Raw genomic sequence first — 15,362 nt, forward strand, 5'->3', positions numbered from 1 at the left:
GGCCGACTCCGCGGAGTCGGCCCCTGATTCGTGTTGTCACTCAGCTGCAAGCGGCGATGACGAGTTCGCGCACCCGCGCGGCATCGGCCTGACCACGGGTGGCCTTCATGACATCGCCGACGATCTTGCCCGCGGCCTGCACCTTGCCGGAGCGGATCTTCTCGGCGATATCGGGGTTCGCGGCAAGCGCCTTCTCCACCTCGGCCTGCAGCGCGCTGTCGTCGCTGACCATGCCCAAGCCCTTGGCCTCGACGATCTGCGCCGGATCGCCCTCGCCCGCCAGCACGAAGTCGACGACCTGCTTGGCCACCTTGTTGTTCACCGTCTTCGCCTCGACCAGATTGATCACCGCGGCGACCTGGGCCGGGGTGATCGGCAGGTCCTCCAGCGAAACCTCACGCTCCTTGGCCTTTTCGGTCAGGTAGGCGACCCACCAGGAGCGGGCCTCATTGGCCGGAGCGCCCGCGTCGACGGTGGCGATGATCAGATCGAGCGCGCCCGCGTTCACGAGATCGCGCATCACCTCGTCCGACAGGCCCCAGTCGGCTTGGATCCGGGCCCGGCGCAACCAGGGGTACTCCGGAATGGTGCCGCGCAGCTGTTCCACCCATTCCGCCGCGGGCGCAACGGGTTCCAGATCCGGTTCGGGGAAGTAGCGGTAGTCCTCGGCGGTCTCCTTGACCCGGCCCGGCGAGGTGGTGCCGTCGGTCTCGTGGAAATGCCTGGTCTCCTGCACGATGCTGCCGCCGCCGGCCAGCACCGCGGCCTGCCTGCGCATCTCGAAGCGCACCGCGACCTCGACACTCTTGAGCGAGTTGACGTTCTTGGTCTCGGTGCGGGTACCGAATTCCGTTGCGCCGACAGCCATCAGCGAGACGTTGGCGTCGCAGCGCAGCGAACCCTGCTCCATCTTGACGTCGGACACGTCCAGCGATTTGAGCACCTCACGCAGCGCGGTCACATAGGCGCGCGCCACCTCCGGCGCCCGCTCCCCCGCACCGGTGATCGGCTTGGTGACGATCTCGATCAGCGGCACACCCGCGCGGTTGTAGTCGAGCAGCGAGTGGCTGGCACCGTGGATGCGGCCCGTGGCACCGCCGACATGGGTCGACTTGCCGGTGTCCTCCTCCATGTGCGCACGCTCGATCTCCACCCGGAACGTGCTGCCGTCATCGAGCACCACGTCGAGGTGACCGTTCGTGGCGATCGGCTCGTCGTACTGGCTGATCTGGTAGTTCTTCGGCTGGTCGGGGTAGAAGTAGTTCTTGCGCGCGAACCGGCCCCACGGCGTGATCGAACAGTTCAGCGCGAGCCCGATGCGGATGGCCGATTCGACGGCCTTCTCGTTCACCACCGGCAGCGAGCCGGGCAGACCGAGGCACACCGGGCACACCTGGGTGTTCGGCTCGGCACCGAATTCGGTCGGGCAACCGCAGAACATCTTGGTCGCGGTGGACAGCTCGACGTGAACCTCCATGCCAAGCACCGGCTCGAACCGGGCGATGACATCCGAATAGTCCATCAAGTCGACTGTGGGTGCACTCATGCCTGCGCCTCGCTGACGCTCAGCTCCGGCATGACCGCACCGGTGGCTGTGCCCATTTTTCGCTCGCTGCGCTCACTCATGGCAGACAGTCTATGTAAACCCTCGAACCCGATCGCACGGGCTCACACCCCGCCTACTTCGGCGGGATGCGCTGGGTCAACCAGGCCGTGACGTAGGTGAGCACCTCGGGTGCGACGCTGGTCTCGATGTCGACGTATTCCTTGGGATTGCCGGTCTGGGTGGGTTGCATCAGGTGGTTCAGGCCGGGGAACACGTGGACCGTCGCGTCCGGGTCATTGGCGAGGTTCGCGCGCATCGGCCCTTCGCTCTGTGCGGGCGGTACCTGGAGATCCTTGCCGCCGTAGAACGCCAGCACCGGCATGCGCAGCGCCTGCAGCGCCGGGGCCGGGTCGTAGGCGATCAAAGCCGCGAAGTACGTGGTCATGCTGGCGTCGATCTGCTCGTCGGTCGCCCGCTGGTCGGGCGGGGACTCGGCGTTCTGCTTGCGCGCCAACGCCTTCGCGCCCGCGATGTCACCGGCCTTCAGCAGCGCCGAGATCTCCGTGGTCTGGCGCACCGACTTGTCCAGCTCGTCGGCGGGCGTGCCGTTCGCGGTGCCGATCAGCTTGGTCTGCTCGATCAGCACGTCCGCGCCGCTCACGGCGGGTCCGGCCATCGCGATGACGAAGGCGACGCCGCTGTCCGGACGGGCGGCGACCAGCGGGGCGAGATAGCCGCCCTCGCTGTGCCCGAACAGGCCGACCCGCGCCGGGTCGATGTCCGGACGGCCGCGCAGGAAGGCGACGCCCGCCGCGGCGTCGTCAGCGAGATCGGTGTAGTTCGCGTCGTCCAGTTTGCCGCTCGTGCCGCCGACGCCACGGTCATCGGTGCGCAGCACCGCGTAGCCCGCCTTGGTCAGGCTGTCCGCGATCACCAGGAAAGGCTTGTGCCCGAACAGTTCTTCGTCACGGTTCTGCGGGCCGCTGCCGGTGATCATGAGGACGGCGGGGAACTTGCCGTTGCCTTCCGGCTTGGTCAGCGTGCCCGCGATGGTGATATCGCCGTTGCGGTAGGTGACGTCCTCGGACTTGTACGGGAACGGCGGCTGCGGGGTCTGCGGCCGGGCCAGCGGGGCGATCTTGCCGCGCTGCAACGACAGCTTGAAAGTCTGTCCGCCCTGGACGAAGTCGCCGTTGATCCGGTCGGCGCCCTTGTCGTAGATGCCCTGGAACTTCGGCTCGCCGGGCACGTCGGGGATCGCCCAGGACACCCCGTTGCGATCGGAGCGCACCTCCTTCAACTCGACCGCCGACATGCCCTGCTTCGGGATGTCGATGGTGGCCGTGCCCTTGTCGGTGAACGTCACCCCGACCTCGACCGGCTGCCCGGGTATCTCGATCGCCCCACGCCAGTCGCCCGTAGTCGGTTCCGGTGGGTTCGAATCCGACCGCGAACACCCCGCGACCAACACGGCAATGACGAACAGAGCCAACGCGACAACTCGCCCGGTGCGCATGAGATCAACAGTACAGAGCGAAATCAGGAGGTCCGCCGGAACGGTTTGGGGATATCAGAAACGGCGAGTGCCCGCAGTACCGACGACTGAATTTTGCGCGCCGGACGCCATACCGTCCACCGCTGCACGCGCGGCGGGCCATACGCGTGCCAGGGTCAACGCCTGACGGAGTTCGGTGTCGAAATCCTGAGCGGCGAGTAGGACCTGCGGCACGGGACCGGTATTCAGCGGTGCGAAACCCAACTGCCGCGAACGGACCGCCATCGCGAGCCGGAGTGCGTAGCCGCTCATCGCACAATCCGACGGCGACCCCTCGTCAGCGGTTTCGACGGGCGGTAGGTAGGGCGAAAGATGCAGCAGCGCATCGCGTATCTCGACCATGGTGCGAAGGAGCCGGGCGGTGCCATCGGAGCCGTCGGCCGGGTCCGGAGCCAGCACGATTTCCGGCACAGCCGCGGTGACGTCTCGCCACAGCGGCCGCAGCCGACGGCAGATGCGCCCGTCTCGATCCCATTCGGCGTATGCGAGCAGGGAATCGATCATCCGGGTCCCCGCGAGTGTCGAGGTGAGCACGGCGGTACAGACGAAGATGATCTCTACTCGAACGATATGGGGATACGGCACATCCCAGCCCAGCGCTATCTCGCCCGCACCGAGCACCAAATCGGCACCGAACGGCACCAGCGCGAAAAGTATGAAGAGGCAGAGGACTTTCGTCGACGGCCGCGTTCGCGCACTGACGAGTTCGTGCCGGCACAGGCGAAACATCAGCAGAGCCGTCCCCAACTGGGGAATGCCGAACGCCGCCCAGACCGCGATTCCGCCCCAGTTGAGCTGCTGATCGGCGAGCCGGCCGACGGCACCGGCCGACGGCCCCGCCACCAGGAACACCGCTGTCGCCGCGGCCGCGACCGTGCAGTAGATCCGTTGCCTGCGCCAGGTCAGCTCCGAATCCGTGTCGGATTCCCACAGCCGACCCAGACCGTAGAGGAACATCCCGAGCAGGACGACACAGCCCAGCGCGAGCTGAGTCATGACCTCGGAGATATCCGGCGTCGGCGCGAATCGATAGAGCAGCAAGCCCACCAGGCCGCACAGCGGCAAGCAGTTGACCAGCCGGTCGACCGTGGAGGCCCGCACGAACAACAGCCGCGCCGCGGCAACGAACCCGACATAACCGATCGCCGACCACAGCACGAAACCTGGAACCGGCGGTGCCAACGGATCCCCTCCTGCTCTCCCCGCGCAGCAGAATAGCCGCAGGCCCTCGTCGAGTCGACAGGATGAACACTCCGGGACGCGCGGTAGCGCCCGCAGGACTTATCAATCAACCGTCCTGCGGGGGCGGGCGGGGGTCGACGCAGGCCAGACGCGGGCGAGGTCGAGTAGGTGGCGGAGTATCGGTGTCGAAGTCTTGGGCGGTCGGGAAGGGTTGCGGGACAGGGCCGGAGGCGGGTGGGGTGCGGCCGGTGCGGCGGGCGTGCGCGGCCTGCTGGAGACGGGTCGCATAGTCGCGTAGCTGCTGATCAGGTGTGTTTCGCAGGGGTGACGCGGGATCGGTGGCGGCGAGGTAGGGGCCGAGATGCAAGAGGGCGTCGCGGATTTCGACGGTCATGCGTACCAGGCGCGCGGTGGAGTCGCCGCTGCGCTGTCCGCTGGTGGCCGGGTCCATGACGATCTCGGGAACGGCGGCGGTGACCGCGTGCCACAGCGGCCGCAAGCGGCGGCAGATGCGGCCGTCGCGATCCCAGCCCACCAGCCCGGGCAACCGGCCGAGCACCGGGACCACGAACAAGGTCGCGACGACGAGCGCGGTATCGAACGTGAACAGGAACTCCACCCGCGCGATATGCGGATACGCCACATCCCACCCGAACGCCGACCGCAGCCACGGGAGCTGCTGCTCGACCCAGAACGGCAGGCACGCGACGACGATCGAACAGCAGACCACCTGCACGAAGGTGCCGAGCGTGCCGCGCCGCAGTTCCCGGACGGACAACCGGACCAGCACCACCGAGGCCGCCGCCTGCGGCAGGGCGAACGCCGTCCACACGACGATGCCGCCCCAGTTGATCGTCTGATCGCTCAGCCGTCCCGCGCGCGCCGCCACCGGACCGGCCAGCACGATCACCACCGTCGACAGCACCGCGACGCTGTTGTAAACGCGCTGGCGCCAACGCGTCTCGGCCGGCCCCGCTTCGGTCTCCCACAACCGGCTCAGCCCGTAGAGATACATGCCGGTCATGACGATGCAGCCCAGCGCGAGCTGATTCGGCAGACTGGCGATATCGGGTGTCGGCGTACATCGGTACAGCAGCAGACCGGCCAGCGTCCACCCGATCAACCAGTTGATCAGCCGATCGCTCATCGTTTCCGCGGCAAAGACCAGCCTGGCCGCGCCGACCGCCGCGACATAGCCGATCACCCACCATGCGACGGACCCGGGTACCGGCGACCCCAACGACCGAACTCCTGACCTGCGCCGCGCAACCGCGTCAGCGAACGACCGTTACTCGCCCCGCGCGTAGCGGACGGAGTCGGCGAGCGCGGCCAAGTCGAAGTCGAGAGCTGGGTTCTCGTCTTGGAGTTCGCGAAATTCGAGTATCGCGTCGTCGACGGTGGCGCGGCGGGCCGAGACGATGAGGGCGCGGCGCACGTAGGCGCCGAGCGGGAGGTCGGCGGCGTGGGCGCGGCGGCCGAAGGTGGCCAGCGTGGCGGCGGGCAGGTCATAGGTGTCCACGAGTGCGACGGCGGCCGCATCGATCTCGGGCGTGAGGTCGCGGCCCTCGGATTCGAGGAACTCGACGACAGTGTCGTCGGAGCTGCGACGCTCGGCGAGCGCGATCAGCTCCGCCCGCAGGTAGATGGTCAGCGGGAGACCGGCGGCGGCGGCGCGGCGGCGCAGGACGGTCCGGGCGGCGTCGGGCAGGTCGTGCACAGCAAGGTCGGCCATGCCAGCCAGGGTAACTCGGCTGTTCACGGTCAGGCGCCGATCCGCTGTAGCCCCGGGACACAGCGGATCGGCAGGGCCGGATCAGCCGAAGAACGCCTCGGCTTCCTGGTAGCGCTCGGACGGAACCCGCTTGAGCTGTTTGGTGGCCTCGGAGAGCGGGACGAGTTCGATGGTGCTGCCGTGCAGGGCGACCATCTGACCGAACTGACCGGCGTGCACCGCCTCCGCGGCGTGCAGGCCGAAGCGGGTGGCGAGGACGCGGTCGTAGGGCGTCGGGCTGCCGCCGCGCTGCACGTGACCGAGCACGGTGGTCCGTACCTCTTTGCCGATGCGGCGTTCGATCTCCGCGCCGAGTTGCTGGGCGACACCGGTGAACCGTTCGTGCCCGAACTCGTCGATCCCGCCCGCGCGCAGCGTGAAGCCGGAATCCTCGGCGGGATGCGAACCTTCGGCGACGACGCAGATGAAATGCTTGTCACCGCGCTGGAAACGGCGCTTGATCATGGTGCACACCTGGTCCACGTCGAACGGCACCTCGGGCACCAGCGTCAGGTGTGCGCCGGCCGCCATGCCCGCGTTCACCGCGATCCAGCCCGCGTGCCGGCCCATCACCTCGACCAGCATCACGCGCTGATGCGATTCCGCGGTGGTATGCAGCCGGTCGATCGCCTCGCTGGCGATGCTCAGCGCGGTGTCGTGGCCGAAAGTCACGTCGGTGCAGTCGATGTCGTTGTCGATGGTCTTGGGCACGCCGACCACCGGCACGCCTTCGTCGGACAGCCAGCTGGCCGCGGTGAGCGTGCCCTCGCCGCCGATCGGGATCAACGCGTCGATGCCGTTGTCGTCGAGGGTGCGCTTGATCCGGCCGAGACCGGCGCGCAGGACGTCGGGATTGGTGCGAGCGGTGCCGAGGATGGTGCCGCCCTTGGCGAGCAACCGATCGGTGCGATCGTCGTTGTGGATCTGAATCTTGCGATCCTCCAATAGACCACGCCAACCGTCCTCGAAGCCGACGATCGCGTCGCCGTAGCGGCCGTTCGCGGTGCGAACGACAGCACGGATGACCGCGTTCAGTCCAGGGCAGTCGCCGCCTCCGGTCAAAACTCCGATGCGCATGGCCGCTATCTTGCCCGGCTCGGCCACGCGCGGCAGGTCGACCCCCATAAACCCTGCGTAACAGCGTGCGCGGACCCGGCCTGACGGCGGCTGCGCGCTTTCAGTAGATGTAGACGATCGCGTTCGCCCCGCCGATACAGGTGACCAGGCCGTCGCGCGTGACGCACTCCATCGTGTAGTCCTGCTGGGTGGCGGGACTGAACGCGGCGACCGGACGGGTGCCGTCGGTGTCCGGGCCGGTGCCGTACGCCTTGCGCACCTCTTCCGCGAAGTCGCAGGTGGTGGCCGAGGTGCCGATGGCGGAGTAGGTGAAGCGACCCATGGGTGGATACTTCGTCGCACACCCTTTGGCGTTGGCGGGCACCGGTGCGAGGGTCGGGGTGACCGGGTCCGGCGTGAACTTTTCCCGCAGCAACCAGCCGCCGACACCGATCAGCGCGAGTGCGACGATCACGAAGGCGGCGATCAATTTCGGCTTGCCTGAACGGGATCGCCCCTCGGCTTCGGCCGGTGTCTCCGGCTTGCTGACCGAATCGGCTTGTCGCTGTTCGATATTCGGCTCGACATCCGCGCGGTAGACCCGGCTGCTGCCGAGGCCTGGGGCCCGCTGGACCCCCGTGCCCTGGCGCTGTTCGTTACGACCGGAGTCGGTCCGCAGCGGCTCCCGCGGCAGACCGGTGCGGCGGGATGGATCGGTGCGGCTGGGCAGATCGGTATGACTGGGCGGGTCGGTGCGATGCGCGGGTGGGCCGACGAAGCTCCGTCCCGGGTCGGGTCGCCTCGGGCCGGTGTCCACCGGTGCGCGCCCGTCCGGCGGCCGCGCGATCGCGTCGGTCGGTAAGGCGTTCGGGTTCGAGTCGTCCGGGGAAACAGCCGGGAACACCACCGTCGGCGGCGCTTTGGGCGAGACCAGGTTCATCCGGTCGGTCGGCAGCTGCGAGATCGCGACCACCGCGCGTCCGGTGAGCGCCGATTTCGCGGCCGACGCCAAGCCGCCCGCAGTCGAGTAGCGGTCGGCGGGTTTCTTCGCCATGCCGCGCACGACCACCTCGTCCAGCGCGGCGGGCACGCCCGCGCGCACCAGGCTCGGTCGCGGCGGCGGCGTCGAAAGATGGGACCGGATCAGCACACTCATCGCGTCGGCTTGGAAAGGCTGTGTGCCGGTGAGGCATTCGTACAGGACGCAGGCCAGCGAGTAGACGTCGGCGGTTCCGGTGACCGGCCCGTTCTCGAAACGTTCCGGCGCGATGTAGCTGTACGAACCGATCGCGGCGGCGCCGGTGCCGGTCATGTCGGGGTCCTGCGCGGACCGGGCGATGCCGAAGTCGGCGAGGTAGGCGAATTCCGAGGCGGTGACCAGAATGTTGGCGGGCTTGACGTCGCGGTGCACCAGTCCTTCGGCGTGCGCGGCATCCAGCGCCGACGCGATCTGCTCGAGGATGCCGATCGCACGGGCCGGCGACAGCGGTCCCTCGCCGCGCAGGACCGATCGCAGGTCGTGCCCGCGCACCAGGCGCATGTCGATGTAGAGCACGCCGTCGATCTCGCCCCAGTCGTGGATCGGGATGACGTGCGGTTCGGCCAGCCGCGCGGCCGCCTGCGATTCCCGCCGGAACCGCTGCTGGAAGACGGGATCCTTCGCAAGGTCGGTGGGCAGCAGTTTGACCGCGACCACTCGGTCCTTCACCGTGTCGTAGGCCTCGTACACCTCGCCCATGCCGCCGCGGCCCAGCAAGGAACGCAACTGGTAAGGACCGAAAACCGTGCCGATCCGCGTCCGCGGTCCGTCCACCCCGTTACCTCCACTCACGCGCGCGACCCGGCGCACCACAACCGTAGGCCCTGCGGGGCCCACATCCGATACGTCGGGATTTTCGGGTGTCGCCGTTACCCGGTCAAGTGCGCCGGATCAGGCCGGACACGTGCCGCCGGACAGCTCGTCGATGTGCTGGGAAATGAGCGTGGCCAGCTTGTCCAGGATCGTCATGCCGTCGGAGAAGGCGCCCGAATCCGCCTGCGCGGCGAACGCGACGGCGATCCGCCCGGACGGCGCCGAGATCACCCCGAACTGCCGGACCAGATACGCACCCTTCGGGTCCGGGCCCCAGCCACCTTTGAACTCCGCGCCGGAGAAGGCGCCGAGGCCCCAGCGCTGGCTCGGCTGCACCTGCTCCATCAGGTCGATGACGTTCGCGGTCGCGGGCAGGCAGGGCAGCCGGGAGGCGAAGCGGACCTGTTCGGTGAGCGACCAATCCGCCTGACCGAATGCCGAATGCTCGGGCCGGGACCGGGTGGCGGGCACGGTGGTCTTGCTGTCCCCACCCTCCCGCAACACCGACTGCACGGCCTGCGCCGCGTCCTGGCCGCTGCCGAGCGACTGCCAGAGCGTGTCGGCGGCGGCGTTGTCGGAGGCCGTGATCGCCGCCGAGGCAGCGTAATTGGAGCTGCTGGAATCGCGGCGCAGCGCGGCGATCGTCAACGGCACCTTCATGGTCGACCAGGCGGGCCCGGTGCTCCAGTCGCCGAAGCTGACCACCTGGTCGCCGCCCACCGGCATGATCGCCAAGCCCAGATGCCCGCGGACCCCGGCCTGCAGCTCGGCGACCCCGGCCGCCAGCGTGCCGGGCACGGTGATCGACAGGCCCTTTTGATCCGCGTGCGAGGCGGCCTCGGTGATGCTGGTCTGCTCGGACGCCGACTGCTCCGCACCGGTGCCGCAGCCGGACACCAAGAGCATGGCTAATACCGCGCCGCCCAACGCTTTTCGCATACGAGCCGCACGGAATCGATCAATATACATACACCACCGCGTTTTCACCGCCGCTGCAGGTGACCAGCTGGCCCTCGCTACGGCAACTCATCGTGTAGGCCCGGCCGGTGACCGGGCTGGTCGCCACGACTGTGCGTGGCGCCTCGCGCGAACCGCCTTGCGCGGTATTCATTTCGGCGTAGGCCCGCCGGACTTCCTCGGCGAACTGGCAGCTCGTCACGGCGGAGCCGGTGGCCGACTGGGTGAACGCGCCCTGCACCGGTGTGCCCTGGTTGCACGGCTTCGCACCGGCGGGCAGCGTGACCGCGCCCGGTTTGGTCGGCGTGGTCGTGACCGGCGGCGTGGACGAGGTCGCCGGCGCCGGGGCCGCCGCACTCGTCGATGGTCCGGGGGCGGCCGCCTGCTGATCGGAGGTCGTCTTCGGTTGTACAGTGCCCGAGCCGAACACCTGCCAGCCCACCACACCGCCGACCGAGATCACCACGATGGTGGCCACCGCGATCAGGATGGGCAGCACGATGGAGCGGCCCTTCGCAGGCGGGGCGTACTGGTCGTCGTCGTACTCGTCGTAGTCGTCGTAGCCCGGATCGCCGTAATCCCGCTGACTCGCGTAATTGCTCTGCGGCGGGTAGTCGGCGCGAGCATGACTGCCCGGCTCGGAATACGCGGCGGGACCACCGTATTCGTCCGGAGTCGCATACGGGTCCGCGGCGGAGTAGGCAGCGGGGGCCGAATAGGCCTGGGTCGGTGCGTGATCGGCCGGGTAGTCCTCGGCCTGGCCCGGCGCGGGATAGCCCGGTGCGTCCGGGAACTTCCGCGTCGCGTAGGACGGGGCGTCCGAATACGCCTGTCCGCCCACGAACGGCTCGTCGGCGGAGTACGCCTGCGCACCCGGATGCTCCGAATACGCCTGCGGCCCAGGTCGATCGGGGTACCCGTGCGCGTCCGGCCGTTCCGGATAACCCTGCGCGGCGCCGCCCAGCAGGCCGTAATCCGCGTCGTACCCCGAACCTGAATGCCCTTGCGCCCCACCCTGGCCCGGATAGTCCGGCGCATCGGACCGCGCCGAATACGCCTGCGGTCCAGGCTGACCGGTGTCCCCCAGCGGACCGTACCCCTCCGTATAACCCTGCGCCCCGGCCTGGTCCGAGTAGGCCTGATGTTCGGCATACCCCGCCGAATCGGGCCGATCCGCGAACCCGGGTGCGCCGGACCGTTCGGAATAGCCCGGCGCGGCAGAGTCGTCGGCGAGCCCCGGTCCACCGGACAGCGCCGAATACCCGTGCGCAGCGGAATCGTCCGCGAACCCCGGTGCGCCGGACGGTCCCGGATAACCCTGCGCAGCAGAATCCTCGGCGGAGCCCGGCCTACCGGACCGTTCCGGGTAGCGCTGCGCGGCAGCGTCGTCCGCGAAGCCCGCCCCGTCGGACCGTTCTGGATAGTCCTGCGCGGCAGCTTCTTCGGCGAACCTCGGGGCACCGGACTGTCCCGGATACCTAGGTGCGGCAGGGTTGTCCGCGAACCCCGGCGAGGCGGACCGCGCCGGATAATCTGGAGTGCCGGGCTGCTCCGGGAACCTGCGCGAACCGGAGTTCTCCCCGTGTCCCGGCACGTTCGACTGTGCCGGATGTTCTTGCGCGCCCGAGGGGTCGAGGTAGCCGGATTGCGCTGAGAATCCCTGGGCACCGGGCTCTTCCGGGTGCCCGGGAGAATCGGGGCGATGCGGGTATCCCGGCGGACCGGACTGTGCGGCGAAACCTTGCGGCGCCGGATACCCCTGCGCGGCAGGCTGGTCGGTGTACAGGTGTGCGTCCGGGAACGGGCGCATCGGCGGGAGCCCCTGGTCCGGGGTCCAGCGCGGCGGCGGGCCGAGCGGCGCCACCGGCTCCTGCTCCGACAGCGTGGTGAACTGGATTTCGGTCGGGCGCACCACCGTCGGCGCGCTCGGCAGGATCACCGCCGAGATCTCCCCGGTCGATTCCGGCGGCACCGCGCCGCGATTCTTTGCGGGCGCGCGGACGACGAGCATCGGCCCGGTCGGCGGCGCGGTGGTGAGCGCGGCGCGCGCGGCCGCGGCCATCTCGGACGCGCTCGGCCAGCGATCGGCCGGATCCTTGGCCATGCCGCGGCTGATCACCGCGTCGAACCCGGCCGGGATGCCGGCCTGCTGCGAGCTCGCGCGCGGCGGCGAATCGGCGAGATGCGACCGGATGAGCACGTTCATGCTGGCGGCGGGAAACGGGCTGGCGCCGGTCAGGCATTCGTGCAGCACGCAGGCCAGCGAATAGATGTCGGCGCGGCCGGTGATCTCGGCGACGTCGAAGCGTTCGGGCGCCATGTAGATGTAGGAGCCGACCGCCATGCCGACGACCGTGACCGCGCTGTCGCCTTGCGTATGTGCGATGCCGAAATCGGCGAGGTAGGCGTGATCGGCCTCGGTGACCAGAATGTTCGCCGGTTTCACGTCGCGGTGCACCAGGCCGCCCGCGTGCGCGGCGTCCAGCGCCGACGCGATCTGCTCGATGATGCCCACCGCGCGCACCGGGGTCAGCGGCCCCTCGCTGCGCAACAGCGTGCGCAGATCGACGCCCGGTATCAGCTGCATGTCGATGAACAGCACACCGTCGATCACGCCCCAGTCGTGAATCGGGACGATGTGCGGTTCGGCCACCCGCGCGGCCGCCTGCGATTCGCGCCGGAAGCGCACCTGGTACACGGGGTCGCCGGCGAGTTCCTCGTGCAGCAGCTTGACCGCCACCACCCGGTCCTTCACCGTGTCGTAGGCCTCGTAGACCTCGCCCATGCCCCCCTTGCCCAGCAGCGATCGCAATTCGTACGGCCCGAACCGTGTGCCGGTTCTCGGTCCAGGTGACTCCACCCCGTCAATCCTCCACATCCCGGGCCAGGAGTGCACGTTTATGATCTCGTGACCTTGCCCGTCAAAGAGTGGATTCTCCGGGTGTCACCACCCCGTGGTCAAACGCAAAGACGATCGCCGCGGCCCGATCGCGCAGCTCCAGCTTGCCGAATATGTGCCCGACATGGCTTTTCACCGTCACTTCCGAGATGCCGAGTTCGCGGGCGATTTCGGCGTTCACCCGGCCGCGGCCGATCAGCTCGAGCACCTCGTACTCGCGCGCGGTCAGCTCGGCGAGCCGAGCGCTGGGCCGCGCCGGGCTCGGCCGGATCCGGCGATAGGTCGAGAGCACCCGCTCGGTGACCGACGGGTCGAGCCAGGCGCCGCCGCCCGCGACGGTTCGCACCGCGCGGATCAGATCCTCGGCCGGCGAGTCCTTGAGGATGAAGCCCGCCGCGCCCGCGCGCAGCGCACCGGAGAGCAGCTGATCGTCGTCGAAGGTGGTCAGCACCAACACCGGTGGCGCACCGTCGCGGGCCCGCAGGATGCGGGTGGCGTCGATGCCGCCGACCCGTTTCATGCGCAGGTCCATCAGCACCACGTCGGGTCGTTCGGCGGCGACCGCCGCGAGCACCTCGTCGCCGTCGGCGCATTCGCTGACCACGAACCCGTCGCGCCTGCGCAGGATCCGGCGCAAGCCGCCGCGGACCAGTTCCTGGTCGTCGACCACCAGAACGGTCACCGCGTCCTCGGCGCCCGTGGGCGATGCCGCTGTCACAGACTCTCCTGGGTTCGGCGGGAGATCGGCTCCCACACCGTGCAGAACATGCCGCCGCGGGTGGGCGCGAGCGGGATGGCGGCCCGCACCGACCAGCCGTCGCCGCACGGACCCGCGATCAGCTCACCACCGAGCAGTTCGGCCCGCTGCCGCATCCCGGACAGGCCCATGCCGGTGCCGAGCTGGGCGGGCAGCCCGACCGGCAGGCTGTTGTCGACCGTCAACGCGACCGCCGTGCCGTCGACCGTCACCCGCACGGTCGCCGTGCTGCCCGGCGCGTGCTTGATGACATTGGCCAGCGATTCCTGACCGATCCGATAGAGCGCGAGACCGACCGCGGGCGAGACCACACGCAGATCGTCGGTGCACCGGTATCCCGCGTCCAGGCCCGCTCGGGCGAAATCGCCGACCAGCGCCTCGATGTCCTGCACGGTCGGCTCGGGCACCAGCTTCGACGGTCGCGCGTCGAGCAGCCCCACCGTGCGCCGGATATCGGCCATGGCCTGACGACCGAGCTGCTCGGCCTCGGCGAGCGCCTCCACCGCCTCGTCGACATCGCGGTCGGTGCGCAGCGCGTGCCGGGCCGCGGTGATGTGCAGCAGGGTGATGCTCAGCGAATGCGCGATCACGTCGTGCACCTCGCGGGCGATCCGGCGGCGTTCTTCGTCGGCGGCCTGGGCCGCGCGAATGTCCTGATATCCGCGCTCCTGGTAGAGCGAGCGGCGTTGATATTGCAGCATCAACCCGGCCATCCAGCCGAACGCGACGGCGACCACATAGGTCGGCAAGCCCTGTGCCATATCCCGATACAGGTCGAACACGACCAGCTCGAGCATCATCGCGAGGGTGATCGGGACGCTGACCCATTTCGGCGCGATCGCCGCCACCTCACCCGCCGCGGCCACCAGCACGAACGGCGCGAGGTCGGGCGAGACCGGCTGGAGCAGGAACAGCGCCTCGGCGACCATGGCGAGCAGGCCCAGCGTCAGCGGCCGCGGCATCACCCCGAGGAAGGCGTACATCGGGCCGAACGCGGCGGTCAGCAGCACCGCGATGATCGGCAGGACGGTCGGGAAGTAGCTGTGCCGCTGGATCGCCGCCGCGACGGCGACGAGGAACAGCGACAGATCCACGGCCACGATGACCGAGGGCGGGTAGTCGAACGGCAGTTCCTCGACCCGGCGCTGGAACGAGGTGACGGGTTCCCGGACGAATTCGGCGATCCGCGCCCTGGACTGCCGCCAGCCCAGCGCGACCCGGCGCCGCGCGCGGGTCGCCCGCCCCGGCTCACCGGCCGGCGCGGCGACGCCGATCACACCCATGCGGTAAGGCTAACCGCCCGATACCGGGCGATACATCGTTCCGCGAGCGGTCCGTTTCTCCTACCGTGGTCGGAGATCGATTCGGGTCCCTGGCACGAAGACAGCCCCGCGTGCGCTCCGTAGCGTGGAATGCGTCGTCGCACGGAAGGCGAGGCTCATGTCCTGGGAAGATCAGCACACCCGTACCGAAATCGTGCACCTCGTGCTGGCCCGGGCCGCGGTGGACCCGGCCGATCCGCACCTGTTCGCCGACATCCCCGGCCTGCGCAGGCTCTTCGGCGACGCGGACGGCCTCCTGCTCGCGCTGCGCTATCGGTGGAACAACCATCTCGACGCGAAGCTGGATCAGGCATTGACGCGCGGGCAGTCCGCGATCGACGCTTACCTCGAGCTGGCCGCCGAGCAGCCGGTGCTACGCGCGGTCCTGGACGCCCAGTACCGGCGGCGCAGGCAGACCTCGCAAGCTTTGGCTCGCTAGCACGACGAGAGACGAACCATTGGTGA

12 protein-coding genes are annotated in these 15,362 nt (G+C 69.1%); 1 reads left to right on the forward strand and 11 read right to left on the reverse strand.

All coding sequences use genetic code 11. The features are described 5' to 3' along the window. Positions 1–40: 40 nt before the first annotated feature. The 11 genes from gatB to O3I_RS32155 all read right to left on the reverse strand — a co-directional run bounded on the left by gatB (position 41) and on the right by O3I_RS32155 (position 14,858). On the reverse strand, positions 41–1,546 hold the full coding sequence (gene gatB, locus O3I_RS32100) for an Asp-tRNA(Asn)/Glu-tRNA(Gln) amidotransferase subunit GatB (RefSeq protein ID WP_014987188.1): 1,506 nt from the start codon (positions 1,544–1,546) through the stop codon (positions 41–43). A 133-nt stretch (positions 1,547–1,679) separates the two neighbouring features. Further along, positions 1,680–3,062 (reverse strand): alpha/beta hydrolase family protein, encoded by a 1,383-nt coding sequence (locus O3I_RS32105; protein ID WP_014987189.1) that lies wholly within the window; start codon positions 3,060–3,062, stop codon positions 1,680–1,682. Between the two features lie 54 nt (positions 3,063–3,116). Next, complete coding sequence (locus O3I_RS32110; RefSeq protein WP_014987190.1) at positions 3,117–4,283, reverse strand: MAB_1171c family putative transporter; 1,167 nt, start codon at positions 4,281–4,283, stop codon at positions 3,117–3,119. A gap of 106 nt (positions 4,284–4,389) precedes the next feature. Further along, the gene (locus O3I_RS32115) at positions 4,390–5,523 is read right to left on the reverse strand and encodes an MAB_1171c family putative transporter (protein ID WP_141691641.1); all 1,134 of its coding nucleotides are present in this window, start codon (positions 5,521–5,523) and stop codon (positions 4,390–4,392) included. A 48-nt stretch (positions 5,524–5,571) separates the two neighbouring features. Continuing rightward, entirely contained in the window at positions 5,572–6,015 is a 444-nt protein-coding gene (locus O3I_RS32120; RefSeq protein ID WP_014987192.1) for a hypothetical protein, read from the reverse strand. A gap of 81 nt (positions 6,016–6,096) precedes the next feature. Continuing rightward, positions 6,097–7,131 carry an ATP-dependent 6-phosphofructokinase gene (locus O3I_RS32125; RefSeq protein ID WP_014987193.1) on the reverse strand — a complete coding sequence of 345 codons (1,035 nt, stop codon included), beginning with the start codon at positions 7,129–7,131 and terminating at the stop codon, positions 6,097–6,099. A 100-nt stretch (positions 7,132–7,231) separates the two neighbouring features. After that, on the reverse strand, positions 7,232–8,923 hold the full coding sequence (locus O3I_RS44585; protein WP_014987194.1) for a serine/threonine-protein kinase: 1,692 nt from the start codon (positions 8,921–8,923) through the stop codon (positions 7,232–7,234). Between the two features lie 117 nt (positions 8,924–9,040). After that, positions 9,041–9,868 (reverse strand): hypothetical protein, encoded by an 828-nt coding sequence (locus tag O3I_RS32135; protein WP_014987195.1) that lies wholly within the window; start codon positions 9,866–9,868, stop codon positions 9,041–9,043. A 52-nt stretch (positions 9,869–9,920) separates the two neighbouring features. Then, on the reverse strand, positions 9,921–12,779 hold the full coding sequence (locus O3I_RS47090) for a serine/threonine-protein kinase (RefSeq protein WP_014987196.1): 2,859 nt from the start codon (positions 12,777–12,779) through the stop codon (positions 9,921–9,923). Between the two features lie 61 nt (positions 12,780–12,840). Continuing rightward, positions 12,841–13,536 (reverse strand): response regulator, encoded by a 696-nt coding sequence (locus O3I_RS32150; RefSeq protein ID WP_014987197.1) that lies wholly within the window; start codon positions 13,534–13,536, stop codon positions 12,841–12,843. Then, positions 13,533–14,858, reverse strand: coding sequence for a sensor histidine kinase (locus O3I_RS32155; protein WP_014987198.1), 1,326 nt, complete (start codon positions 14,856–14,858; stop codon positions 13,533–13,535). The genes O3I_RS32150 and O3I_RS32155 overlap by 4 nt, the downstream gene beginning before the upstream one ends. A gap of 157 nt (positions 14,859–15,015) precedes the next feature. Here O3I_RS32155 and O3I_RS32160 point away from each other — a divergent pair, with 157 nt between their 5' ends. Then, the gene (locus tag O3I_RS32160) at positions 15,016–15,336 is read left to right on the forward strand and encodes a hypothetical protein (RefSeq protein ID WP_014987199.1); all 321 of its coding nucleotides are present in this window, start codon (positions 15,016–15,018) and stop codon (positions 15,334–15,336) included. Positions 15,337–15,362: the final 26 nt, after the last annotated feature.

The organism is Nocardia brasiliensis ATCC 700358 (assembly GCF_000250675.2).
Taxonomy (GTDB): Bacteria; Actinomycetota; Actinomycetes; order Mycobacteriales; family Mycobacteriaceae; genus Nocardia; species Nocardia brasiliensis_B.

Bases quoted from the DNA above. Each gene is read 5' to 3' on its own strand.
- O3I_RS32160 (WP_014987199.1), top strand. From the start codon at position 15,016: ATGTCCTGGGAAGATCAGCACACCCGTACCGAAATCGTGCACCTCGTG.
- O3I_RS32135 (WP_014987195.1), bottom strand. From the start codon at position 9,868: ATGCTCTTGGTGTCCGGCTGCGGCACCGGTGCGGAGCAGTCGGCGTCC.
- O3I_RS32125 (WP_014987193.1), bottom strand. From the start codon at position 7,131: ATGCGCATCGGAGTTTTGACCGGAGGCGGCGACTGCCCTGGACTGAAC.
- O3I_RS32105 (WP_014987189.1), bottom strand. From the start codon at position 3,062: ATGCGCACCGGGCGAGTTGTCGCGTTGGCTCTGTTCGTCATTGCCGTG.
- O3I_RS32155 (WP_014987198.1), bottom strand. From the start codon at position 14,858: ATGGGTGTGATCGGCGTCGCCGCGCCGGCCGGTGAGCCGGGGCGGGCG.
- O3I_RS32120 (WP_014987192.1), bottom strand. From the start codon at position 6,015: ATGGCCGACCTTGCTGTGCACGACCTGCCCGACGCCGCCCGGACCGTC.
- gatB (WP_014987188.1), bottom strand. From the start codon at position 1,546: ATGAGTGCACCCACAGTCGACTTGATGGACTATTCGGATGTCATCGCC.